Consider the following 22,430-nt stretch of genomic DNA (forward strand, 5'->3'; position numbering starts at 1 on the left):
CGCCTACGACGCCGGCGCCGATGTTCCGATCCCCGGGGTCTCCGGCTCGGGCAGCGTTTCGCGCCGGGAAGCCGGTTGCGGCACAGTAAACCTCGGCAGCATGAGCTGGACCAGCGGCCCGATCGCCAGGGCGTACAGCACGGTTCCCAGCCCCACCGAGCCCCCCAATAGCCAGCCGGCGGCGAGGACAGCCACTTCGATGCCGGTCCGGACCGTTCCAACGCTCCACCCGGTGCGCGACGCCAGCCCGGTCATCAGCCCGTCCCGCGGCCCGGGTCCGAGGCGCGCGCCGATGTACAGGGCGGAGCCCACACCATTGAGCAGCACCGCTCCGACCAACAGCGCGATCTGGCCGCCGAGGTGGGAGAACTGCGGTATGAGCGCAAGCCCGGCGTCGGCAAACACGCCAACCAGCACGGCGTTGCTGACCGTGCCCACGCCGGGCCGCTGCCGAAGTGGGATCCACAGCAACAGCACCAGAAAACTGACGATGACCAGCACCGCTCCGAGACTCAGCCCGGCCTTGCCCGCAAGCCCCTGATGGAACACGTCCCACGGGGCCAAGCCAAGCCCAGCGCGGACGACCATCGCCAGGGACGCGCCGAACAAGGCGAGGCCAATGAGGAGCTGAAGGAGTCTGCGCGTCATCATAGGCACCATCCTGCCACCGTCCCGCGCGCGGGAGTTCCTCGAGGCCGCCTTCGTTACGGCACTCCCCCGCCCCGCTTCTTGCAGCTGCGCCGACATTGACGGTCCGTTTCGACGGCGGGACGGCCAAAGTAGAATGGAGCGGTGATGCAGTCCCCCCTTCCCGTGCGCGACGGCGTCAACGCCACTCGCCTCCGCCTGCCGGACGAGGGTCCGTGGGAGACCGCGATGGACTACATGATGCACCGCTGGGGGCACATCGACCCGCAGGGCATCGCCGACCGCTTCGACGCCGGCGAGATCGTGGGCGAGGCCGGCGTCCCCCTGGACCGGACCACCCCGCTGCAGCGCCACACCTTCATCTGGTATTACCGCTCGCTGCCGCCGGAGACGCGGATCCCGGTGGAACTGAACATCCTGCACCAGGACGAGCACCTCCTGGTCGTGGACAAGCCGCACTTCCTGCCCACCACCCCGGGCGGTACCTATATCCAGGAGTCGGCCCTGGTGCGGCTGCGGAACCAGCTGGAGCTGCCGGGCCTGGTCCCGATGCACCGCCTGGACCGGATGACGGCCGGCATCCTGCTGCTTTCCACCAACCCCGAGACCCGCGGCAGGTACCAGGTGCTGTTCGAAAAACGCCGGGTGCAGAAGGAATACGAGTGCGTGTCCGCCGCGGACCCCGCGCCGGGGCATCCCGCCGTCGACTTCCCCGTGGTGGTCAGGAACCGGATGACCAAGTCCCGCAGCTACCTGCTGGCCGAGGTCATCGACGGCGAGCCGAACGCCGAGACCCGGATCGAACGGATCCGCACCTTCGGCGGTCCCGGCGACGCGTCGTCGGCCGCTCCCGACGACGGCGGCCCGCGCCGGGCGCTGTACCGGCTGGAGCCGCACACCGGGAAGACGCACCAGTTGCGCGTGCACATGGCCTCGCTGGGTCTCGGGATCGTGAACGACGCGTTCTATCCCGAGCTGCTGGACAAGGCGCCGGACGACTACGCCAGGCCGCTGCAGCTGCTCGCCCGCGGCATCCGGTTCGTGGACCCCATTTCCGGCAAGCCGGTGGAGTACCGCAGCCGGCTCGAGCTCTCCGAGGCCCGCCCGGGCGATCCCGACGACCGGCAGGGCGCAGCCGCCGGCCGGTAACCGGCTTCCCCGGCCGGCGCGGGAGCGGCCCGCGCGTGTCCGGCCCGCGCGTGTCCGGCCCGCGCGTGTCCGGTCCGCTTTGCGGTACCTTGTGCCCATGGAACTGGCGAGCGCGGACACCTGGGGAGCGGCAATCTATTGCTGGATCGTTCCCATCGTGCTCGGCGACGCCATCTTCCCGCCGGTCCCGTCCGAGATGCTGGTTATCACCGGCGGCGCTCTTTCCGCCGACGGCCGCGCGAACGTCTTCCTGGTGGTGCTCCTCGCCGCCCTGGCCTCCTGGATCGGTGACGTGCTGGTGTTCCAGCTGTTCAAACGCCGACTCAGCCATGTGCTGGACCGCTGGCGGTGGGGACGCACCTTCCACCGCGGCGTGCACCAGGCCATCGCCAAGGCGGGCAGGTCCTCCACCTACGGCGGCATCATCGGGATCCGCTTCATTCCCGGCGGCCGGCTCGCCACGACGGCGGCGGCCGGGATCGCCAACGTCTCCACCCGCGGGTTCAGCTTCTGTGCCGCGCTCGGGGGCACGCTCTGGGCCGCCTGGTCCGCCGGGCTGGGCTACGTCACAGGGTCGGCCACGCGGCTGCCGTTCTGGGCCAGTTCGCTGATCGGCGTGCTCCTTGGCCTGGTGATCGGCGCCGTCGTCGGACTGATCGTCACCCGCCGCCGCGGCAGCCGCTCGCCCGTCGTGGAAGCCGGACCGTCCGCGACGGACCCGGACGCCGAGCTCGATTTCTAGGCGGCAGCCCGCCGCTGCTGTGACACCGGCTCTGTTAGACCGGCGCCCAGCGGCCGCGGCTGCGCCGCAGCACCATGAGGGTTCCAGTGACCGCAACGCGTTCGACGGCGTCACGCATCATGGCGGCCGACTCCAGCGCCTGGCGGTTTTCCGCCGCGTAGGCCGTGGCGTCCACCAGGAAGCGCAGGTTCAACTGCGGCACGCCCCCGGCGAGCTCAAGCTGGTTGGCCTCCACATGGTGCCGGGTCCCGAGCGCCTCGACGGCGGTCTCCATGACCGCCTCCGGCGGCGTTCCCGGCTTCAGCCCGGTGATTTTGAGTCTGGTCTGGAACGAGGGCATGAACCCACCCTAGCGGCCTCCGACCCTCCCTCAGATCCGGCGGCATCCACAGCGACCCTCCCTCAGATCCGGCGGCATCCCGGAACACTTTGAGCCACACCTGAGGGAGCGTCCGAAATAAACCCGCCGGACGTGAGGGAGCGTCGGAAGGGACTACCCGGTGTTGCGCAGGCCTGCCGCCACGCCGTTGACCGTGATCAGCATGGCCCGCTGGAGGCGCTCGTCGATCTCGGCGTTGGGCATGTCCGTCTCCGCGGCGCCGGCCCGGACCCGGCGGAGCAGCTCCACCTGCAGGTAGCTGATCGGGTCAAGGTACTGGTCGCGGATCTCGAGGGAGCGCTTGAGCGTGGGCTGCGCGTCCAACAGCAGGTCCTCGCCGGTCAGGTTCCGGATCTCGGCCACGGTCAGCTCGTACTCCGCCCGGATGGCCTTGAACAGGTGGTGCAGCTCGCCCGGGACCAGGGTGGAGACGTAGTAGCCGGCGATATCCATGTCCGTCTTGGCGAGCGTCATTTCCACGTTCGAGAGCACGGACCGGAAGAAGTGCCAGCCCTCCATCATCTCCACGAGCTGGGCCGAGTGCCCTGCCTCGCGGGCGGCCTTGAGCCCGGACCCGACGCCGAACCAGCCCGGGACGATCTGCCGCGACTGCGTCCAGCCGAAGACCCACGGGATGGCGCGGAGCCCTTCGAGGCCGGCGCCGGAGTCGGGCCGTTTGGAGGGCCGGGAGCCGATGTTCAGCGAGCCCAGCTGTTCCACTGGGGTGGAGGCCATGAAGTACGCCGGCAGGTCCGGATCGTCGATCAGGGTGCGGTAGCGGGCAAACGCGGCGTCGGAGACGGCGTCCATCACGTGGCCGTAGCGCTCGCGCTGGTCCTCCGAAGTGCGCGGGGTGCGGTGCAGGGCCGAGCCCTGCAGCACCGCGGCGAGCGAAAGTTCCAGGTTCTCGCGGGCCAGCTCGGGCAGCGAGTACTTGTCCGAGATGACCTCGCCCTGTTCGGTGAACTTGATTTCGCCCTCCAGCACACCGTTGGGCTGGGCCATGATCGCGTCGTAGGTCGGCCCTCCGCCGCGGCCCACGGAGCCCCCGCGGCCGTGGAAGAGCCGCACCCGCACCCCGTGCCGGGCGGCGACGTCGCGGAGTTTGCGCTGCGTCTTGTGGATCTCCCACTGGCTCGTCATCACGCCGGATTCCTTGTTCGAGTCCGAATAGCCGAGCATGATTTCCTGGACGTCGCCGCGCAGCCGGACCAGTTCCCGGTAGGACGAATCCGAGAGCAGCGCGTCCACGATCTCGGCCGACGCGCGCAGCTCCTCCACGGTTTCCAGCAGCGGGGCGAAGCCGATCTTCGCGTATGGCGCCTCACCGAAGAGGTTGACCAGCCCGGCTTCGCGGGCCAGCACCGCCGCGGCCAGCACGTCGTCGGCGCCGCGCGTCATGGAAATGATGTACGTCTCGATCACGTCGGGGCCGTAGGTGCGCAGCGCCCTGCGGATCTCGCGGAAGACGTCGTACGTTCCGTCCGCGACGCCGTCGAGCTTGATCGGGTGGCCGGAGAGCGGCCGGCGGGAGGCGAGCTCGGAGCCGAGCACCTCCAGGCGTTCCGCCCGGCTGAGCTCCGCGTACCGCACGCCGGGTCCGCCGAGGCGGTCCATCAGCTGGCCGACGGCGTCATGGTGGTGGTCTGCGTGCTCGCGGATGTCGAGGGTGGCCAGCTGCAGGCCGAAGGAGGCGACGGCGCGGCGGACCCGGGCGAGGGCGCCGTCCGCGGCGAGGCCCGCCTGATGGTTGCGCAGCGAGGCCTCGAGCAGGCCGAGTTCGGCCAGCAGCTCCGCGGTGGCGGCGTAGTCGCGGCCGGGCTCGTGCGAGGACCCGGCCGCGACCCGGCGGCCGGTGTTCAGCAGCTTGGCCTTGATGCAGGTCAGCTTGAGCCGGTACGGTTCCTGCGCGTTGAGTTCCAGCACCCGGCGGTCCAGGCCGGGAAGGTTCTTCAGGTCGACGTCGATCGAGTCCAGCAGTTCCTGGTCCGCCCCGGCCAGCGCGGTGGAGTTGGAGAGGATGGAGATCAGCCCGTCGATCAGGCCGATGCTGATCCGGATGGCGTGCTGGTTCTGGATCTGCAGGATTTCGCGGGTGACACCGGCGGTGACGTTGGGGTTGCCGTCCCGGTCACCGCCGATCCAGGAACCGAAGCGGATCGGCGCCTTCGCAACCGGCAGGGTGACGCCGTGCTCGCCGAGCAGGTCGGAGAGGTCCGCGAGCATCTCCGGCATGGCGTCGCCGAGGATTCCCGTGAGGTAGTAGATCGCGTTCCGAGCTTCGTCCACCGGGGTGGGCCGGACCTGGCGGAGTTCGTCCGTCTGCCACATCTGGTCGATCACCTCGGCCAGCTGGCGGTCCTGGCGGCGGCGGGCCGAGGTGCCCTCCCGGGTCGTTTCGGCCAGGATGTCCGAGATCCGGCGGATCTTGTCCAGCACCGACCGGCGTGACGCCTCGGTGGGGTGGGCGGTGAAGATGGGCCGGACGTCGAGTTCGTCCACGACGTCCTGGAGCACCCCGGCCCCGGCCTGACCGGCAATGTCCGCGACGGCCTTGGCCAGCCAGCCGTCCTTTTCCTGCCGGGTCCGGAGCCCGCGGACCCGGTGGACCTGTTCGGCGGCGTTGGCCAAGTGGAAGTAGAAGGCGAAGGCCCGGACGAGGTCGGTCGCCTGGTCCAGCGGCAGGGAGCCGAGCAGTTCGCGGACCTGGGCGACGACGTCGTACGAGCTCCACGGTCCGGTGGCGTCCGCGCCGCCGCGGGCGGCTTCCTTGGATTCCTTGGTCAGCAGGCGCACCTGCTCCACAAGGTCGAGCAGCTCGGGGCCGTGCTGGCGGACCAGGGATTCGCCGAGGAGGGTGGACACCCGGCGGACGTCGGCGCGCAGTTCGGCGGCGAGATCGGTGCCGGAAGTCATTGCAGTGTCAGCCATGGAAACATCTTTCGAGGGTTCGACGTGGCTCGTACACTGCGCTGGATACTGTGAGCCGGGTTACTTGTACCCATGGGATGTTACCCGGCTCACGCGAGAGCCGGGAATCCGTCTCACCTAGCGTCCCGCCCTGTGGGGTCCGGCGCAGGGCTATCCGGGCGTCCGGCGGACCTCGATCCGCCCCTCGTTCAGGCGCGTCTCGTAGCGGGGCTGCGGGCGGGTCGCGGGGCCTCGGACGACGCTGCCGTCCTTCAGGCGGAAGGTGCTGCCGTGCCAGGGGCAGACGACGCAGCCGCCGTCGATCTCGCCCTGTTCAAGCGGGCCGCCCATGTGGCTGCAGACGCTGTCCACGGCCAGGATCCTCGAACCCGAGCGGTACAGCAGCACCGAGACCTTGCCGGCCTCCACCTTGCGGTGGCCGCCGTCGGGCAGCTCGGCGTCGTCGAGCACCGGGGTCCATTTCGCCGGGCCGGTCCGGTTGGCCGTCCGGTTCACGTTCACCCCATTGGCGTAGCTGAGGTGGCCGCCCAGGAAGCCGCCGACCATCAGGATGCCGAATCCGGCCAGGCCCAGCGTTTTGCCCAGCCCGCGGCTTCCCTTCGACCGGGCGACGCCGGACGCGGCGTAGAGGCCGAGCGCCGCGCTGTTGGCCGCGGCGTGCACCAGCCCCACCCGGCGGGGTTTTCCCTGGGTGTCCGACCAGTCGTTGAGCCCGGCCGCGGCCGTCGGAACGGCGGCGGCGATCCCGACGGCCACCAGGAGGTCGGCGGCGGGCTTCATGGTCTCGCCGCCCAGGGTGTCCAGCAGGGCCGCCATGCTCCAGGCGCCGATCGGGAGATCGGTGAGCAGCGGATGGACCGGGTGGCCGATGAGGGTGCCGCTGAGGACGTTCCGGACAACTCGCGGTTGCACCGCCTTGCCGACCACCCCGGCGAGGGCGGCCGAGACCCCGTCCAGCCGGTCAAAGCGCTCGATCGAAGCTACGAGGGAATCCAGCGGGTTCATGTCTACTCCTGGGTTTCGGGCCGGAGAAGTGCGCAGGGCACCCAGTGTTCCACCCGGCCTGCGGGCGGATCAAGGCCCGAAAGCACCCCTAGCGGGCAATCTTGAAGTTGAAGTCCGCGTTGCCGAGGGCGCCCCACAGCCGGAGCCAGATCGGCAGGAGCATCTCCGTGCCGCGGGCCGTGGTGATGTCGCCGAGGTCGATGATGTCGCGGTGCCCCAGCTCGGCGAGCAGCCCCGCCACCACCGCCTTGGCATCCGCGTCGTTGCCGGAGACAAACACCGAGTGGTCCCCGCCGGCCACGCTCGCCGGGTCGACCATGACGGCCGCGTTCATCGTGTTGAGCGTCTTCACCACCCGGGCCTCGGGAAAAGCGCGCTGGAGCTGCTCGCCGAGGCTGTCCGTGTTCACCGGATTCAACGACGGCGGGAAGCCCTGGGAGAAGTCGAGCGGGTTGGCGATGTCGATGACGACCTTGCCAGCAAGGTTGCTTGCACCCGCTGCGGTCAGGGCGTCCAGCGAGCCGCTGCCGTTGGTGGCGTTGACCACGATCTCGCTGCCGGCGGCTGCCTCCGCGAAACCGGTCAGGGGGATCCCGCTGTGTTCGGCGTGCCACTGCGAAAACGGCGCGCCGCCCATCGGACCGGCCTCGGTCCGGGCCAGCGTTGCCTGCGGGTCGCGGGTGCCGATGACGACGTCGTGGCCCAGCGCGGCGAGGGCGGCCGCGACCGTGGGGCCGACCGTGCCGGTGCCGAATACTGCGATTTTCATGGGGACCTCATTCGGGAAGAAGGGATTGGGCTCGCAACGGGTAGACAAGTTCGTCTACCGCAAACGAGACGCTATCAGACAGAACTGTCTACGGCAATCACTGTTTGGACAGACTCGTCTGTGTACCATGAAGTTATGACCCCGTCCGCAGCCGCCGCCCCCACCGCCGCCGCCGAGGCCGGCCCGCGGGCAGCGCGGACCCCGGCCGGAGCAGCCCGGGAGAAGATCCTCGCCACCGCCTTCCGGCTCTTTTACGCCCAGGGCCTCCGTGCCGCCGGCGTCGACACGATCATCGCCGAGTCCGGCGTCGCCAAAGCAACCTTCTACAAGTACTTCCCGGCCAAGGACGACCTGATCCTGGCGTATCTGGAGCAGGTCGACGGCGTGTGGACCGGGCAGTTGCGCGCCGCCGCCGAAGCTGCGGGCCCGGACCCCGCGGACCAGCTGGTCGGACTCTTTGACGCGCTCTCCAGCGCCTGCCGGCGCGACGGTTACCGGGGCTGCGCGTTCATCAACGCCGCCGCCGAAGCGCCGTCGGGCACGCGCGTGCATGAGCGCACGGTCGCCCACAAACAGCAGATCCTGGCCTGGATCCGGGGGCTGGCCGAGCAGGCGGGGGCCGCCGACCCGGACCAGCTGGCGCGCAGCCTCACCCTGGTCCTCGACGGCGGGCTGGCCAGCGGCGTGCTCGACGCCGACCCCGCCGCCGCCACCGCCGCCCGCAACACCGCCGCGCAGCTGGTGGCCGCCGCCCTTCCGTCCCCGCCTGCCCGCCACTGACCTGCCGGAGAATCTCATGACCACCGACGCTCCCGCCGCCGACGCCCAGCTGGTCCGCTGGCAGCGCTTCCGGAAGAACCGCAACGAAGCCTTGGCCGCCGATTACGGCTGGCTCACCCTAACGTCCTTCCAGTGGCTCCCGGCGTCGCCCGCCGCCGTCGAAACCGCCCCGGGACTGTGGTCCACCGACGGCTCGACGGCGGTTCTCACCGCTGCCGCGGCCGACGGGCTGACCCTCGTGGAGACCGGCGAACCCGTGGACGGAACCATCCGCGCCGTCCTAGCCGACGAGGAGTCCCTGCTCTGGGTCCAGTTCGGCGGGGCGGACGGGCGCCGGGTCCGGGTGGAACTGGCCATGCGGGCCGGCAGGTACGCGATCCGCACCCGGGATTCGGCGTCGCCGGTGTTCACCGGGTTCGACGGCGTGCCCACCTTCGACTACCGGCCGGACCTGGTCATCGAAGCCCGCTTCGAGCCCTACCCGGAGCCGGTGGACGTGCCTATCGGGACCGCCAACCCGCTGGTGGACGGGGTGCACCGGTCGGTGGGCGAACTCGTCTTCCGGCTTCCCGGGCAGGCGCATGAGTGCCGCCTGCAGGCCGAGGAGGAAAAACTCGGCGCCCTGACGGTGACGTTCCACGACGAAACCAACGGCGACACGACAGACGAGTGGCGCAAGGTGTCGACGGCCCGGCCAAGGCCCGACGGCAGCGTCATCCTAGATTTCAACCGGGCGATCAACTACCCCAGCGCCTTCACCCCCTACGGCACCTGCCCCATGCCGGTGAAGATCAACAGCCTGGACTACCGGATCGAAGCCGGCGAGAAGGCCCCGTTCGCCTGATCCCCCAGCGCGAACGGACACTTCGCGCCCAAAAAAGCGCGGCGACGCAGGGCCTGAAGTGTACGTTCGCGCGCAAAGCACGCAGACGCAGGGCCTGAAGTGTACGTTCGCGCGCAAAGCACGCAGACGCAGGGCCTGAAGTGTACGTTCGCGCGTAAGGCCGCCGACGCAGGGCCTGAAGTGTACGTTCGCGCTCTGGGGGTTAGACGATGGCCGACACGCCAGTCACGGCCCGGCCCACGATCAGGGTGTTGATCTCGTACGACCCCTCGTAGGTGTAAATCGCTTCGGCGTCGGCGAAGATCTTGGCCATCCGGTAGTCGGTGACGATCCCGTTGCCGCCCAGCAGGGACCGGCCCATCGCGACGGTTTCCCGCATCCGGGCGCTGACATACGACTTCGCCAGCGCCACCTGCGGCATATCCGCGGCGCCGTCGGCCTGCAGCTGCGCCAGCCGGACCATCATGCCCATGCTTGCCACCGCGTTGCCCAGCATCGCCACCAGCTGCTGCTGGACCAGTTGGAACTTCGCCAGCGGCCGGCCGAACTGCTGGCGTTCGACGGCGTACTGCCGGGCGACGTCGAACGCGGCCAGCTGCTGGCCCACACCCTGCCAGGCGACCATGATCCGGGAGCCGCGGAGCAGTTCGTTGGTGTCCTCGAAGCTGTTGATCCCGGCGAAGCGGTCGGCCTCGGCCACCCGGACGTCGGTGAACTCGATGTCCGCGTTCTGCACCGTGCGCAGCGCGATCTTGTTCTCGATCCGGCTCCGGCGCACGCCGGGCAGCGCCGCGTCGACGATGAACCCGCGGATGCTGCCGTCGGCCTCGTCGCGGGCCCAGACCAGCATGTAGTCACAGAACGTGCCGTTGCCGATCCAGCGCTTGGCGCCGTTGAGCACCCAGTAGTCGCCGGAGTCCCCGCCGGACACGCGCCGCGCCGTGGTCTCCATGCCGCCGGCGACGTCGGAGCCGTGGTCCGGCTCGGTCAGCGCGAAGGCCCCGGTGGTGCGCAGGGCAGCCGCGTCGGCCAGCAGCCGGGCCTTCTGGTCCTCGGAGCCGAAGCCGTAGAGCGACTCCACGAACAGGTCGTGGTGGACGAGGAAGAAGGTGGCGAGCGAGGTGTCCACCCGGGTCATCTCGGCGATGACGAGCCCGGCGAAGAGGTGGCTGTAGCCGCGCTGCGCCGGGGCGCTGAGTTCCAGCGCGGCGAGCTTGGGCAGGATGTGCGCCGGGAATTCGGCGTCATTCCACCACTGGGTGGCGAACGGCGCCACCTCGCGCGCCAGGAAGTCCCGCAGTTCCGCCAGCTTGGCCTGCTCCGCGGCGCTGAGCAGCGCCTCGAACCCGTAGAAATCCGCGGTCGGCAGCCCGGCGGCGCCGCCGGCGGGAGTGCCGGAGGCGGCGGGGGCGTCCACGCCGAGGCTCACTTCGGTCCCATGCGGATGGCGCCGTCGAGCCGGATGGTTTCGCCGTTGAGCATCGCGTTGTCCACGATGTGCGCGGCGAGGTTGGCGTACTCCGCGGGTCGGCCGAGCCGGGACGGGTGGGGCACCTGCGCCCCGAGGGAGTCCTGCGCTTCCTGCGGCAGGCCCGCCATCATGGGGGTCTCGAAGATGCCGGGGGCGATCGTCACCACGCGGATCAGCGAGCGCGCCAGTTCCCGGGCAATCGGCAGCGTCATCGCAGCCACCGCGCCCTTGGAGGCGGAGTAGGCTGGCTGGCCGATCTGGCCGTCGAACGCGGCGACCGAGGCGGTATTGATGATGACGCCGCGCTCCGGGCCGCCGAGCTCCGTGGCGACCGGCTCGGTGGCGGCCATCGCGGCGGCAGCCAGGCGGATGACATTGAACGTGCCCACCAGGTTGATCTGGATGACGCGGCTGAAGGTCTCCAGCGGCAGTACGCCTTCACGGCCCAGCACCTTCCCCGGGGTGGCGATGCCGGCGCAGTTCACCACGATCCGGAGGGGGCCAAGGTCGACGGCGGCGTCGACGGCGGCCTGCACCTGCTCCTCGCTGGTGACATCCGCGGGGACAAAGACGGCCCGGTTGGCCGCTTCGGGCGCGCCGCCGCCGGCCGACGCGTTGAGATCGGCAGCGAAGGCTTCCCCGGCCGAGTTTGGCAGGTCGACCAGCACCACGGACGCCCCGGCGTCGAACAGCCGCCGCGCGGTCGCGGCCCCCAGCCCGGACGCGCCGCCCGTAATCAGCGCAACAGTACCCGAGACGTCCATGCATCCTCCTTGATGTGGAACGAAACCCCGGCACTGACACCTGTCGGGCCCGCCGGCCGGGGAACGCTTAGTTAGTTTAGGTTAACTGGAATAGGAATGTTGCGCACCCCCGCGCCGGGTTTCCGCGCTGAAGCCGCGGCCGCCACTAGGCTTGGTCCATGACCGCAGCACCCGCCCACTCCCCCGCCCCGAACTGGTCCTTCCGCGCCGACGAGGCCGCGCGTTCGGTGACCCGGCTGTTCGGGCAGCGCCTCTTCTTCCTGCCCAGCACCCACATTGCCGCCATCACCCGCCCCTCGGGCCGGCTGAAGAACCTGGCCCGGCCCTGGCATTACTGGTGGCAGGCGCACTACGTGGACGTCCTGGTGGACACCGGCCGCCGCGAACTCGGCACCGACGGCCACACGCCGGGGAAGTTCGACGGCGACAACCTGCCCAGCGCCGGCAGGCTCGCCTCCCGGCTGGTCACCGGCATCCGGCTCCGCAACTTCCTGAGAATCGTCAACAACTACTACGACGACATGGCGTGGCTGGCCCTGGCAACCCTGCGGCTGGAGACGCTGGCCGCGGACAGCCGCAAGACCGCCGGCCGCCGCCGCAACGCCAAAGTACTCCGGAGCCTGACCCTCCAGTTCGATTCGGCCTCCACCGACGACCTGGGCGGCGGCACCTTCTGGAGCAAGAAGCGGGACTTCAAGAACACCCCCGCCACCGGCCCCGTGGCCCTGTACTACGCCCGGACCGGGCAGGCCGGGAAGGCCCAGGCCCTGCTCGACTGGCTCGACGCCAAGCTTTACGACCCCGAACAGGGCATGTACCGCGACGGCCTGCGGATCACCCCCGGCGGCGAGCCGGTCCTGGAGGACGCCATCTACACCTACAACCAGGGCCCGGTGCTGGGCGCCCTGCTGGAACTGGGCGGCGAGTCCAACCTCGAGCGCGCGGCCGCGCTGGTGGCGGCCGCCGGACGCAGCCTGACGGTGGACGCCCCGCTGATGGGGCGGAAGGCGACCGTGCTGCGTTCCGAGGGGACGGGCGACGGCGGCCTCTTCACCGGGATCCTGGTCCGATACCTCGCCCTGGCCGCGGTCGACGAGCGGCTGCCCGCGGAGACCCGGGCCGAGGCGGCCCTCCTGGTAACAGACACGGCGGAGGCCTTCTGGGAAGGCAGGCGCCTGGTCGCGGCACAGGAGCCGCTGGCACGCCGGGGAGCCCGGCTGGTCTTCTCGGCCCGCCCCGAGCTGCCGGCCCGCCGCACCTACCCGTCCGGATCCGCCGTCGAACTCTCCACCCAGCTGCAGGCCTGGATGGTCCTGGAGGCGGCCGCCTCGATCGCCGGGAAGCTCCCCGCGGTGGGCGCGCCCGCCCCGGCATCCGTGCCGGCCGCCGCACAGGAACCCGCCCCCACGGATCCCGCCGCGCAGGACCCCGCCCCCGCGGACCCCGCGCGACCCGCCGCTGGCAATTAAGTCACGCAATAGTTTCGTAATTCGTGTGATCCTGCTCACTTAAGGCCTTCTCGGCTTGGTTACTTAGGTACGGCTAACTACAGTTTTTCGTAGTGAGCATGCCCTAACTTCCCCGCTCACGGAGGTTAGGCACCAACGCCCATTTCCTTGCAGAAAGCAGTCCCATGAAGATCCGCACCAACGCGCTGGCAGGCATCGCCCTGGCCGCTTCCGCCGCCCTTGGCCTGTCCGCCTGCGGCGCCGGCACCTCGACCTCCGGCAGCACTACCGGAGCCGACGGAAAGCCCGCCGGCGAAATCACGGTCTACAACGCCCAGCACGAATCCCTGACCAAGGAGTGGGTGGACGCCTTCACCGCGGAGACCGGCATCAAGGTCACCCTCCGCCAGGGCGACGACACCGAGATGTCCAACCAGATCATCCAGGAAGGCGCAGCCTCCCGCGCCGACGTCTTCCTCACCGAGAACTCCCCCGCCATGGCCCAGGTCGAAAACGCCGGGCTGTTCGCGGACGTGGACAAGGCCACCCTCGACCAGGTCCCCGCCGAATTCCGCCCCTCCACGAACAAGTGGACCGGCATCGCCGCCCGCTCCACCGTCCTGGTGTACGACAAGACCAAGCTGTCCGCCGACAAGCTGCCAAAGTCGATGCTGGACCTGGCCAAGCCGGAGTGGAAGGGCAAGTGGGCGGCATCGCCGTCCGGCGCCGACTTCCAGGCGATCGTCTCCGCCCTGCTCGAACTCAAGGGCGAAGCCGCCACCGAGGAATGGCTCAAGGGCATGAAGGAAAACTACAAGGCCTACAAGGGCAACAGCACGGCCATGAAGGCCGTCAACGCCGGCGAGGTGGACGCCGCCCTGATCTACCACTACTACTACTACGGCGACCAGGCCAAGACCGGCGAGAACTCCAAGAACGTCACGCCGTTCTACTTCAAAAACCAGGACCCCGGCGCGTTCGTGTCCGTCTCCGGCGGCGGCGTACTGAAGTCCTCGAAGAACGCGGCAGGCGCCCAGGCGTTCCTGAAGTTCATCACCGGCAAGAAGGGCCAGGAAGTCCTGCAGAAGGGCAACTCCTTCGAGTACGCCGTCGGCTCGGACGTCCCGTCCAACGACAAGCTGGTTCCGCTCAAGGAACTGCAGGCGCCCAAGGTCGACCCGGCCAAGCTGAACTCCGCCAAGGTCACCGAGCTGATGACCAAGGCAGGCCTGCTCTAAGCAGTGGCAAAAACGCTAACGGCTTCCGGAACCACCGGAGGCACGACGACGGCGGGCAGGGGCAAGCGCCCCCGCCCGCCTTTCGGCGTTTCCGCAGTGGGCGTCGTGGCCGTCCTGATCGCGCTCTTTTCGCTGATCCCGCTCGGCTACGTGGTCTTCATGACCGTCGCCACCGGCTGGGACACCGCCGTCGCCCTGATCTTCCGCTCGCGGGTGGGCGAGCTGCTGCTGAACACCGTGCTGCTGATGATTGTCACCGTGCCGCTGTGCGTCGTCCTCGGCGTCGGCGGCGCCTGGCTGGTGGAACGCACCAGCCTCAAGGGCCACAAGGTGTGGGCCGTGCTGCTCGCGGCCCCGCTGGCCATTCCCGCGTTCGTCAACAGCTACGCCTGGGTTTCCGCGGTGCCCTCGCTCGGCGGGCTCTGGTCCGGCGTGCTGATCGCCACGCTCTCCTATTTCCCCCTGGTCTACATTCCCGCCGCCGCGACGCTCAGCCGGCTGGACCCGGCGATCGAGCAGTCCGCCGCCTCCCTGGGCCTCGGCGCGTGGCGGGCCTTCTTCCGCGTGGTGCTGCCCCAGCTCCGGATCGCCATGACCGGCGGCGCGCTGCTGGTCTCGCTGCACCTGCTGGCCGAATACGGCGCCTTCGCGATGATCCGCTTCGACACCTTCACCACCGCGATCATGGTCCAGTACCAGTCGACGTTCAACGGAACGGCCGGGAACATGCTCGCCAGCGTGCTGGTGTTCTTCTGCCTGATCCTGCTCCTGGTGGAGGTCCGCGGCCGCGGCACCGCGCGCTACGCCCGCGTCGGCTCCGGCGCCCAGGCCCGCGCGCTGCGCCTGCCGCTGCATGTCTACCAGGTGCCGGCGCAGCTGGCCCTGCTGGCCCTCACCGCGCTGGCCTTCGGGCTCCCGCTGACCTTCGTGCTGCGCTGGATCTTCGCCGGCGGACCGGAGATCTGGGCCGCCGACGAGTTCGCGCCGGCGCTGCTGCAGACCCTCGGCTACGGCCTGGGCGGTGCCGCGGCCACCGTCGTCGTCGCCTTCCCCATGGCCTACCTCGCCGTGCGGCACCCGGGCTGGTTCAGCAAGGCCCTGGAACTGTCGAACTATGTCACCAGCTCCATGCCCGGAATCGTCGTCGGCCTCGCGTTCGTCACGGTGAGCATCCGGATGGCCCCGGACCTCTACCAGACCACGGCCGTGCTGCTCGCCGCGTACGTGCTGCTGTTCCTGCCGCGGGCCCTGGTCAACCTCCGCTCCGGTCTCGCCCAGGCGCCCAAGGAGCTTGACGAGGCGGCGCAGGCCCTCGGCAAGCCGCCGCTGCTGGCGTTCCTGCGGGTCACCCTGCGCCTCACGGCCCCGGCGGCCGCGGGCGGCGCGGCGCTGGTCTTCCTCGGCATCGTCAACGAGCTCACCGCCACCCTGCTGCTCTCCCCCAACGGCACCCGCACCCTGGCCACCGAGTTCTGGAGCAAGAGCAGCGAAATCGACTACGCCGGAGCGGCCCCCTACGCGCTGCTGATGATCCTGATCTCGGCGCCGATGACCTACCTCCTCTTCCAGCAGTCCAAGAAAGCAGCGGGACAGTGACCGAACAAAACCCCTCCCGGCTTCCGGAGCCCCGGATCGCACCGTCCGTGGCGCCCAGCACCAACAGCCACTTGGACGTGCAGGCCGTGACCAAGAACTTCGGGCCCCAGGCCGTCCTCAAAGGCGTCAACCTTGCCGTGGCCAAGGGCGGAACGACGGCGATCGTGGGACCTTCCGGGTCCGGCAAGACCACGCTGCTGCGGCTGATCGCCGGGTTCGAACACCCCGACACCGGAACCATCTCGCTCAACGGCAGCCCGGTGGCCGGCGACGGCGTCTGGGTTCCGGCGCACAAGCGCCACGTCGGTTACGTCGCCCAGGACGGCGCCCTGTTCCCGCACCTGAACGTGGGCCAGAACATCTCCTTCGGGCTCGACGCCGGGAAGCTGCCCGGCGGCCACCGGGGCGTCAAGTCCCGGGTCGCCGAGTTGCTGGAGATGGTCGCCCTGGACCCGGCGATGGCCCGGCGCCGGCCGCACCAGCTCTCCGGCGGCCAGCAGCAGCGCGTCGCCCTGGCCCGCGCGCTGGCCCGGGAGCCCGAGCTGATGCTGCTCGACGAGCCGTTTTCCGCCCTCGACGCCGGCCTGCGCGTCGCCACCCGCCGCGCCGTCGGCAAGGTGCTGCAGGACGCCGGCGTCACCACCATCCTGGTCACCCACGACCAGGCGGAGGCACTCTCCTTCGCGGACCAGGTCGCGGTGATGCGCGGCGGCAAGCTCGCCCAGATCGGCAACCCGTTCGTGGTCTACACCCGGCCGGCGGACCGGGCCACCGCCGAGTTCCTGGGCGACGCCGTCATCCTGGATGCCTGGATGGAGGGCTCCCTGGCCACCTGCTCGCTGGGCGGCATCCCGGTCCGGCGTCCCCCGGCGCAGGGACGGGTCCAGCTCATGCTCCGGCCCGAACAGATCCGGATCGCCGAGGACGGCCCGATCCGCGGCACCGTGGTGGACACCGACTACTTCGGCCCGGAAACCACGGTGCGCCTCAAACTCTCGGTGCCGCCGGTGCTGGCCCAGGGCGCCGTCGCGGACCACCGCTACCCCGGCGGCGGGGAAATCATCACCATCCGGCACTGGAACGCCTCCATCGCCCGGCCCGGCATGGAGCTCTGCCTCCGAGTGGTCGGGGAGGCCGTGGCCTTCCCGATGGAGGACACCACCGAGGACTGAGCCCGGCCCGCAGGCTAGGTCCGGCCCCGCCCTCCGGCATAGGGTGGGCGCATGACTGTTCAGCCTGCGCTTCACCGACAGCACTGTTCCGTGGCAGCCCCCACCCAGGTCTGGCTGGACGCCGACGGCCGCCTGGGCGGCGCGGGCGGCGGGGGCGACGGAGGGCAGCCCGGGTGGTTCACCGGGCTGCTGCACGGGGACACCCGGATGCTGTGCCGCGCCGAGGTGACCGTCAACGGCTTCGCACCGGAACCGGCCACCGTGGAGGCCTCCCCCGGCGGCGTGCTCCGCGTCCGCGGCCTGGTCCGCGGCATCGAGGGCCCCACCGAAGACCCCGCCGTCGAACTCCTGCAGACCTGGACCGTGACGCCCGGCGCCGTCCGCGTGGCCCTGCGGCTGAGCACCTCGCTGGAGGCGCTGGACGCGGAGATCGAGGTGCGGCTCGCAGCGGACTTCACCGACATGGCCGCGATCCGGCTGGGCCGGTTCCGGGACCCGCTGCCTCCATCGGCAGCGGATGACTCCTCCCTGCGCTGGGCGGAGGACGGAAAGACCCTGACCATTGCCGCGCCCGGCCGGGTCGGCCCGGGCGAACGACTCACCTGGCGCGGCACCGCCGGCCGCGGGGCACCCCTGACGGCAGAGTGGCAGGCCGTGCTGTCCGACGACGGCGACGCCGTGCTGGCCGCCCCGCCGTCGACCACGGCCCGGGTGCAGCGCCGCCCCGAGGGCGCCCTGGGCCTGCTCCTGGACAACGCCCTGGACGAGCTCAACGGGCTCCGGCTGGCGACCCGCACCGCGCCCGACGCGCCGTTCCTGGCCGCCGGCGCCCCCTGGTACTTCACCCTTTTCGGCCGGGACTCGCTCTGGGCCGCACGGCTGTTGCTGCCGGTCGATACCGGGCTGGCCGCCGGCACCCTCCGGGCCCTCGCTGCCTACCAGGGCACCGGGACCGACCCCGCCGCGGCCGAGGAGCCGGGCAAGATCCTGCATGAACTGCGGGCCAAGGAACTCGTCCTCGAAAGCCAGTCCCTGCGGCTTCCCCCGGTGTACTTCGGCGCGGTGGACTCCACCCCGCTCTGGCTGTGCCTGCTCGCCGAACTGGGCCGGACCGGTGCCGAGGACGCCGCGGTCCGGGCGCTGCTGCCCAACGCCGCCCGCGCGGCGCAGTGGCTGCTGGCGGCCGGCGCCGCCACGGACAACACGGCCAACCGCGGGTTCCTCAGCTACCTGGATACCTCCGGGCACGGCCTGAGCAACCAGGGCTGGAAGGACTCCCGCGATGCGATGCAGTTCCGGGACGGGCGGCAGGCCGACGGGCCGATCGCCCTCGCGGAGGTGCAGGGCTACGCCTACCAGGCAGCCGTGGCGACAGCGGACCTCTTCGACGCCTACGGCGAACCCGGGGCCGCGGAGCTGCGCGACTTCGCCGCGGCGCTGCGGCAGCAATTCCGCGAACGGTTCTGGGTGGAGGACGACGGCGGACGGTTCCCCGCGATTGCCCTCGACGGCCACGGCGAGGCGCTGGATATCCCCGGGTCGAACATGGGACACCTGCTGGGCACCGGACTGCTGGATCCCGACGAGGCGCGGCTGGTGGCGGACCGGCTGCTGAGCCCGGAACTGTTCTCCGGGTACGGATTGCACACTCTGTCCCGACGGGCGGCGGGCTTCTGGCCGTTTAGCTACCACTGCGGGTCGGTCTGGAGCCACGACACCGCGATCGCCGTCAGGGGCCTGCTGGGCGAGGGATTCACCGCCGAGGCGCAGGTCCTCGCCGGCGGCCTGCTGGCGGCGGCCGGGGCCTTCGGAAACCGGCTGCCTGAACTCTTCGCCGGAGTCAGCACCGCGGAGTCCGGCCAGGCGGTGCCGTATCCGGCCTCGTGCCACCCGCAGGCGTGGTCCTCGGCGTCCGCGGTGGTGCTGGCCCAGGCCCTGGGCGCCGCGGTCTAGGCGCCGCGGCCACGGGCAGTACAGCTAGGGCAGCCGGCGGGAGGGAGCCGCGGCCTCCGGGGTGGCCGTGACGGCCGGGACGGCCTCGCCGGCGGGGTCCCGGCGTGCTGCGCGGAGCCCGTCGACCAGGATGGCGAGGCCGGTTACGGCCACCGCGAGGCCGAGCGACGCCACGACGTCGGTGAGCCAGTGATAGCCAAGGTAGAGCCGGCTGAACGCCACCAGCAGCGTCCCCAGCGCGGCGCCGGTAAAGGCGAGCACCGCCGTCGAGCGCCGTCCCGGGCCGGTGCGGCCGAGCAGCAGGTAGACGAGCACCAGCAGGAATACGCCGGTTCCGAAGGTATGGCCGGACGGGAAGGACAGGGCGTCGTCCGGCCCCATCAGGAAGTCCGCGGCGGAGGGCCGGCCGCGCCCGATCTGGTGCTTGATGAAGGTGGAGGCCGCGAAGGTGGCCGCCATCGCCCCGAGCAGCAGCCCGGGCCGCCACAGTTCCCGCTTCCGGACCGCCCAGGCCAACGCCACGGCTGTGCCGATGGCCGCCATCGCGCCCGGGGAGGTCACGGTGCTGACCGCGGCCAGCACGCCTGTGGCCAGCGGCGACCTGCCCGCCACCAGCTTGTTGTGGACGGCGCCGTCCAGCAGCGCCAGTCCCGAGTCCGTCTGGACGGCGGCGAGCATCAGCCAGAAAACGGCGTCGCCGGCCACCAGCAGTCCCGCGGCGGCGAAGAACAGCCGGCGCTGGGATCGCGGGGTGGGCTCGGCGCTTCGGGGCTGTCCGCGTTCTAGGGAAGGCATCCATCTACTTTGCCATGACCGGCTGCGGGTTGCCCGGACGGGTGCTGGGAGCTTACTGTCCGTCCGGCTCCGGCCGCCGCTTTTGCGGATGCGGGGTCTCGTGGCGGGCCAGCATCTCTACGAAACCCGCGATTCGGCGCTGCCGGGTGGCGGCCTGTTTGGCGGAGTTGGTCCGGTAAATCAGCGCGTACCGGTTCACCGAGGTCAGCACCTCGAACATCGCCTGCGCCCGCGGCTCGGCCGCGATGGCCGCGGCCAGGTCCTCCGGCACGTCAGCCGTCCCCTGTCCGGCGTAGGCCGCCTCCCAGCGGCCGTCCGCCTGGGCGCTCTCGACGGCGGCCCGCCCGGCCGGGGCCATCCGGCCCGCGGCTTCGAGCCGGCCGACCCGCTCCACGTTCCGCGCGGACCACACGCTCCGGCGGCTGCGCGGGGTCATCCGCTGGTAGGAGGTTTCCGCGTCCCGGCGCCTGCCCTGGCCGTCGATCCAGCCAAAGCACAGCGCCTCCTCGAGGGCGGCCTCGTAGTCCAGTTCCGTGACGGAGCCGCCCTTCTTGTGCAGCACCAGCCACACGCCGGGACTCTCGGCGTGGTGCCGCTCAAGCCAGGCCCGCCATTCGGCGGCGTCGCGGACCAACAGTTCCCTTAGTTCGGCAGCCATGGCACCATTGTGCTCCCAGCCCCGACCCGCCAGGGAGATTGCCATGCTGCGCGTGCGACCCATCCACTTCACCTCACGCCTCGACCAGTGGGAGCGCCTGCTGATTGACCTGGGCCTGGTCAAGACCGTCGACGAGGCCACCTGGCGGGAGTTCGACGCCGGCGGCGGCCGGCTTGCGCTGCACTTCGCCGAGGCGGGGTCGGCGAAGGACGGCTCCACCTCCTTTGGCGTGGAAGTGGGCGACCTCGCCGAATTCGCCCGGCGCACCACCGAGGCGGCCGGCGACGGCGGCACCACGGCGGAGGTCATCGAGGCCGACCACGGCTCGTCCTGCCGGGTGACGGCCCCCGACGGATTCGCGTTCCTCGCCGACCCTGCCGTCCGCGCCACGGACGGCAGCTGGGCCGGATCCCCGGAAGCGGAGCCGGACCTCACCGTCGTCGAAATCTGGTTCGCCGCGGACCCGACCGCCGCCACCCGGACGCTGCGCGACATCGGCGCCCGCCCCCGGGTGCCCGGAGCCCCGGGCGCGCCCGCTGCAGACCCCGGCGAGAGCGAGACGTTCACCGCCAAGAACGGCGGCGTGCTGATGGTCGGTGCCGGGACCGGACCGGCGGCCGGCAGCGCCGGGCTGGCCTTCGAATACGCCGGGGACCTCGTCGCACTCCGCGCCCGGCTCGCCGAGGCCGGCCACGAGGTGGCCGCCGTGGAGGACGCCGCCGTTCCGCTGCTGCACGTCGCCAATCCCGACGCGGACGGAGGCGCCGCCCACCCGCATGCCCTCTGGATCTCGGCGGCGCCGGAGACGTCCTAGGCGCCCTCGGCCAAGGCTCCCTCGCACAGCCGGCCGAGGACCTCGGTCAGCATCGCCACCCCGGCCACGGTGTCCTCGTCCCGGGTGAATTCGTGTTCGTTGTGGGAGATGCCGTCCACGCTGGGAACGAACAGCATGACGGTAGGGACCAGGTCCTTCATGTTGGTCGAGTCGTGGCCCGCCAGGGTCATCACCTCGCGGCTGGACAGGCCGAGGTCGGCGGCGACCTTGGCCGCGAGCTCCACTCCCTCGGGCTGGTAGGGGGTCACCGGCCAGGAGTGCGAGTGGTGGCGCTCGACTGAGACGTTGGCCAGCTGCTCGATCTCGCTGATCCGCCGGTGCAGCAGGGCGTCGGCTTCGGCCAGGACCGCTTCGTCCGCGCTGCGCAGGTCCAGCAGCAGGTTCACCCGGGAGGGCACGACGACGGGCGAATTGGGGTAGACGGTCAGCTGTCCCACCGAGGTGTGCAGGACGCCGGGGAACCGGTCGGCGAGTTCCCGGGCCGCCACCACCATCATCGAGGCACCGAGCAGGGCATCCCTGCGGTCGGCGATCACCGTGGAGCCGGTGTGGGCCTGTTCGCCGAGCACCACGAACTCGTACTTGTTGGCCGCCCAGTTGGAGTTGACCAGCCCGATCGTGACGCCGTCGCGTTCCATGCTGCGGCCCTGCTCGATGTGGATTTCGGCGCAACAGGCCGCTTCCGGGCCGCCGTAGTCGCCGCGTCCGCCGATCGCATCGAGGGCGTCGCGCACGCGGATCCCGGCGGCGTCCGTGGTTTCCAGCGCCGTCTCCAGGGACAGCTTGCCGGTGTAGACCGATGAGCCCATCATGGACGGTTTGAACCGCGAGCCTTCCTCGTTGAACCAGTTGACCACGGCGATATTGAACCTGGGTCCGCCGGCCGCGCGGGCGCGCTGGCCGCCGGACCATGCCTCGACCAGCCGGAATGCCGCGTGCGCCGCCGCGAGGACGCCGTAGGCGCCGTCGTACCTTCCCGCCGTCGGCTGCGAGTCCATGTGCGACCCAACCACCACAAACGGCGCCCCGGGGACGGCCTCGTACAGGCCCCACTGGTTGCCGGCCCGGTCGAACCGGACGCTGAATCCGCGGGATTCCAGCAATCCGGTGAGCCAGCGCCGCTGCTCCCCGTCGGCGGCGGTGGCGGCCTGCCGGTCGACCCCGCCGTTGGGGGTGGCGCCGAACCGGCTCATGGTGGCGAAGTCGCGGAGGAAGGCGGCGTCTTCGGGGCTGAAAGTGCTGGCGGTCATGGG

20 protein-coding genes are annotated in these 22,430 nt (G+C 70.8%); 10 read left to right on the forward strand and 10 right to left on the reverse strand.

Annotation, left to right across the window (positions count from 1 at the left end; all coding sequences use genetic code 11):
• Positions 1–3: 3 nt before the first annotated feature.
• Positions 4–651 carry a YczE/YyaS/YitT family protein gene (locus tag ASG71_RS00500; protein WP_056736042.1) on the reverse strand — a complete coding sequence of 216 codons (648 nt, stop codon included), beginning with the start codon at positions 649–651 and terminating at the stop codon, positions 4–6.
• 144 nt (positions 652–795) lie between these two features.
• Between ASG71_RS00500 and ASG71_RS00505 the strand changes: the two genes are divergently transcribed.
• Both ASG71_RS00505 and ASG71_RS00510 read left to right on the forward strand, forming a co-directional pair.
• Entirely contained in the window at positions 796–1,797 is a 1,002-nt protein-coding gene (locus ASG71_RS00505) for an RluA family pseudouridine synthase (protein WP_056736044.1), read from the forward strand.
• 97 nt (positions 1,798–1,894) lie between these two features.
• Positions 1,895–2,539, forward strand: a complete 645-nt coding sequence (locus ASG71_RS00510) for a DedA family protein (RefSeq protein WP_056736046.1) — start codon at positions 1,895–1,897, stop codon at positions 2,537–2,539.
• 34 nt (positions 2,540–2,573) lie between these two features.
• Here the strand turns inward: ASG71_RS00510 and ASG71_RS00515 are convergent, their stop codons facing one another.
• The 4 genes from ASG71_RS00515 to ASG71_RS00530 form a co-directional block, all read right to left on the reverse strand.
• Positions 2,574–2,879 carry a hypothetical protein gene (locus ASG71_RS00515; protein ID WP_056736048.1) on the reverse strand — a complete coding sequence of 102 codons (306 nt, stop codon included), beginning with the start codon at positions 2,877–2,879 and terminating at the stop codon, positions 2,574–2,576.
• Positions 2,880–3,032: 153 nt separating this feature from the next.
• Entirely contained in the window at positions 3,033–5,849 is a 2,817-nt protein-coding gene (gene ppc / locus ASG71_RS00520) for a phosphoenolpyruvate carboxylase (protein ID WP_056736050.1), read from the reverse strand.
• Between the two features lie 150 nt (positions 5,850–5,999).
• On the reverse strand, positions 6,000–6,854 hold the full coding sequence (locus ASG71_RS00525; protein ID WP_056736052.1) for a Rieske (2Fe-2S) protein: 855 nt from the start codon (positions 6,852–6,854) through the stop codon (positions 6,000–6,002).
• Between the two features lie 88 nt (positions 6,855–6,942).
• Positions 6,943–7,623: an NADPH-dependent F420 reductase gene (locus ASG71_RS00530; protein ID WP_056736055.1), complete on the reverse strand. Its 681-nt coding sequence runs from the start codon at positions 7,621–7,623 to the stop codon at positions 6,943–6,945.
• Between the two features lie 135 nt (positions 7,624–7,758).
• Between ASG71_RS00530 and ASG71_RS00535 the strand changes: the two genes are divergently transcribed.
• Together ASG71_RS00535 and ASG71_RS00540 are read left to right on the forward strand one after the other, a co-directional pair.
• Positions 7,759–8,403, forward strand: coding sequence for a TetR/AcrR family transcriptional regulator (locus ASG71_RS00535; protein ID WP_056736056.1), 645 nt, complete (start codon positions 7,759–7,761; stop codon positions 8,401–8,403).
• Between the two features lie 16 nt (positions 8,404–8,419).
• The gene (locus ASG71_RS00540) at positions 8,420–9,247 is read left to right on the forward strand and encodes a DUF1684 domain-containing protein (protein WP_056736058.1); all 828 of its coding nucleotides are present in this window, start codon (positions 8,420–8,422) and stop codon (positions 9,245–9,247) included.
• 202 nt (positions 9,248–9,449) lie between these two features.
• On the opposite strand, the gene ASG71_RS00545 is transcribed toward ASG71_RS00540, so the two are convergent.
• The gene (locus ASG71_RS00545; protein WP_235563891.1) at positions 9,450–10,676 is read right to left on the reverse strand and encodes an acyl-CoA dehydrogenase family protein; all 1,227 of its coding nucleotides are present in this window, start codon (positions 10,674–10,676) and stop codon (positions 9,450–9,452) included.
• Positions 10,673–11,482 (reverse strand): SDR family NAD(P)-dependent oxidoreductase, encoded by an 810-nt coding sequence (locus ASG71_RS00550; protein ID WP_056736060.1) that lies wholly within the window; start codon positions 11,480–11,482, stop codon positions 10,673–10,675. The genes ASG71_RS00545 and ASG71_RS00550 overlap by 4 nt, the downstream gene beginning before the upstream one ends.
• Positions 11,483–11,640: 158 nt before the next feature.
• Here ASG71_RS00550 and ASG71_RS00555 point away from each other — a divergent pair, with 158 nt between their 5' ends.
• From ASG71_RS00555 to ASG71_RS00575, 5 genes are all read left to right on the forward strand, one after another.
• Entirely contained in the window at positions 11,641–12,951 is a 1,311-nt protein-coding gene (locus tag ASG71_RS00555) for a glycoside hydrolase family 76 protein (RefSeq protein ID WP_082574713.1), read from the forward strand.
• A 164-nt stretch (positions 12,952–13,115) separates the two neighbouring features.
• Positions 13,116–14,168: an iron ABC transporter substrate-binding protein gene (locus tag ASG71_RS00560; RefSeq protein WP_056736062.1), complete on the forward strand. Its 1,053-nt coding sequence runs from the start codon at positions 13,116–13,118 to the stop codon at positions 14,166–14,168.
• Positions 14,169–14,264: 96 nt separating this feature from the next.
• A complete protein-coding gene (locus tag ASG71_RS00565) occupies positions 14,265–15,764 on the forward strand; it encodes an ABC transporter permease (RefSeq protein ID WP_056736064.1) in 1,500 nt (499 codons plus the stop codon).
• Positions 15,761–16,936, forward strand: coding sequence for an ABC transporter ATP-binding protein (locus tag ASG71_RS00570; RefSeq protein ID WP_200947913.1), 1,176 nt, complete (start codon positions 15,761–15,763; stop codon positions 16,934–16,936). Before ASG71_RS00565 ends, ASG71_RS00570 begins: the two co-directional genes overlap by 4 nt.
• Positions 16,937–17,026: 90 nt before the next feature.
• Complete coding sequence (locus ASG71_RS00575) at positions 17,027–18,889, forward strand: glycogen debranching N-terminal domain-containing protein (protein WP_056736066.1); 1,863 nt, start codon at positions 17,027–17,029, stop codon at positions 18,887–18,889.
• Positions 18,890–18,913: 24 nt separating this feature from the next.
• Here the strand turns inward: ASG71_RS00575 and ASG71_RS00580 are convergent, their stop codons facing one another.
• Positions 18,914–19,684: a phosphatase PAP2 family protein gene (locus ASG71_RS00580; protein WP_056736068.1), complete on the reverse strand. Its 771-nt coding sequence runs from the start codon at positions 19,682–19,684 to the stop codon at positions 18,914–18,916.
• 52 nt (positions 19,685–19,736) lie between these two features.
• Positions 19,737–20,342 carry a YdeI/OmpD-associated family protein gene (locus ASG71_RS00585; protein ID WP_056736070.1) on the reverse strand — a complete coding sequence of 202 codons (606 nt, stop codon included), beginning with the start codon at positions 20,340–20,342 and terminating at the stop codon, positions 19,737–19,739.
• 43 nt (positions 20,343–20,385) lie between these two features.
• On the opposite strand from ASG71_RS00585, the gene ASG71_RS00590 reads away from it, so the two are divergent.
• Positions 20,386–21,156 carry a hypothetical protein gene (locus ASG71_RS00590; RefSeq protein ID WP_056736072.1) on the forward strand — a complete coding sequence of 257 codons (771 nt, stop codon included), beginning with the start codon at positions 20,386–20,388 and terminating at the stop codon, positions 21,154–21,156.
• Here ASG71_RS00590 and ASG71_RS00595 read toward each other — a convergent pair.
• The gene (locus ASG71_RS00595) at positions 21,153–22,427 is read right to left on the reverse strand and encodes a M20 family metallo-hydrolase (RefSeq protein ID WP_056736073.1); all 1,275 of its coding nucleotides are present in this window, start codon (positions 22,425–22,427) and stop codon (positions 21,153–21,155) included. The two genes, ASG71_RS00590 and ASG71_RS00595, sit on opposite strands and share 4 nt — an antisense overlap.
• Positions 22,428–22,430 lie beyond the last annotated feature (3 nt).

This window comes from Arthrobacter sp. Soil763 (assembly GCF_001428365.1).
GTDB lineage: Bacteria > Actinomycetota > Actinomycetes > Actinomycetales > Micrococcaceae > Arthrobacter.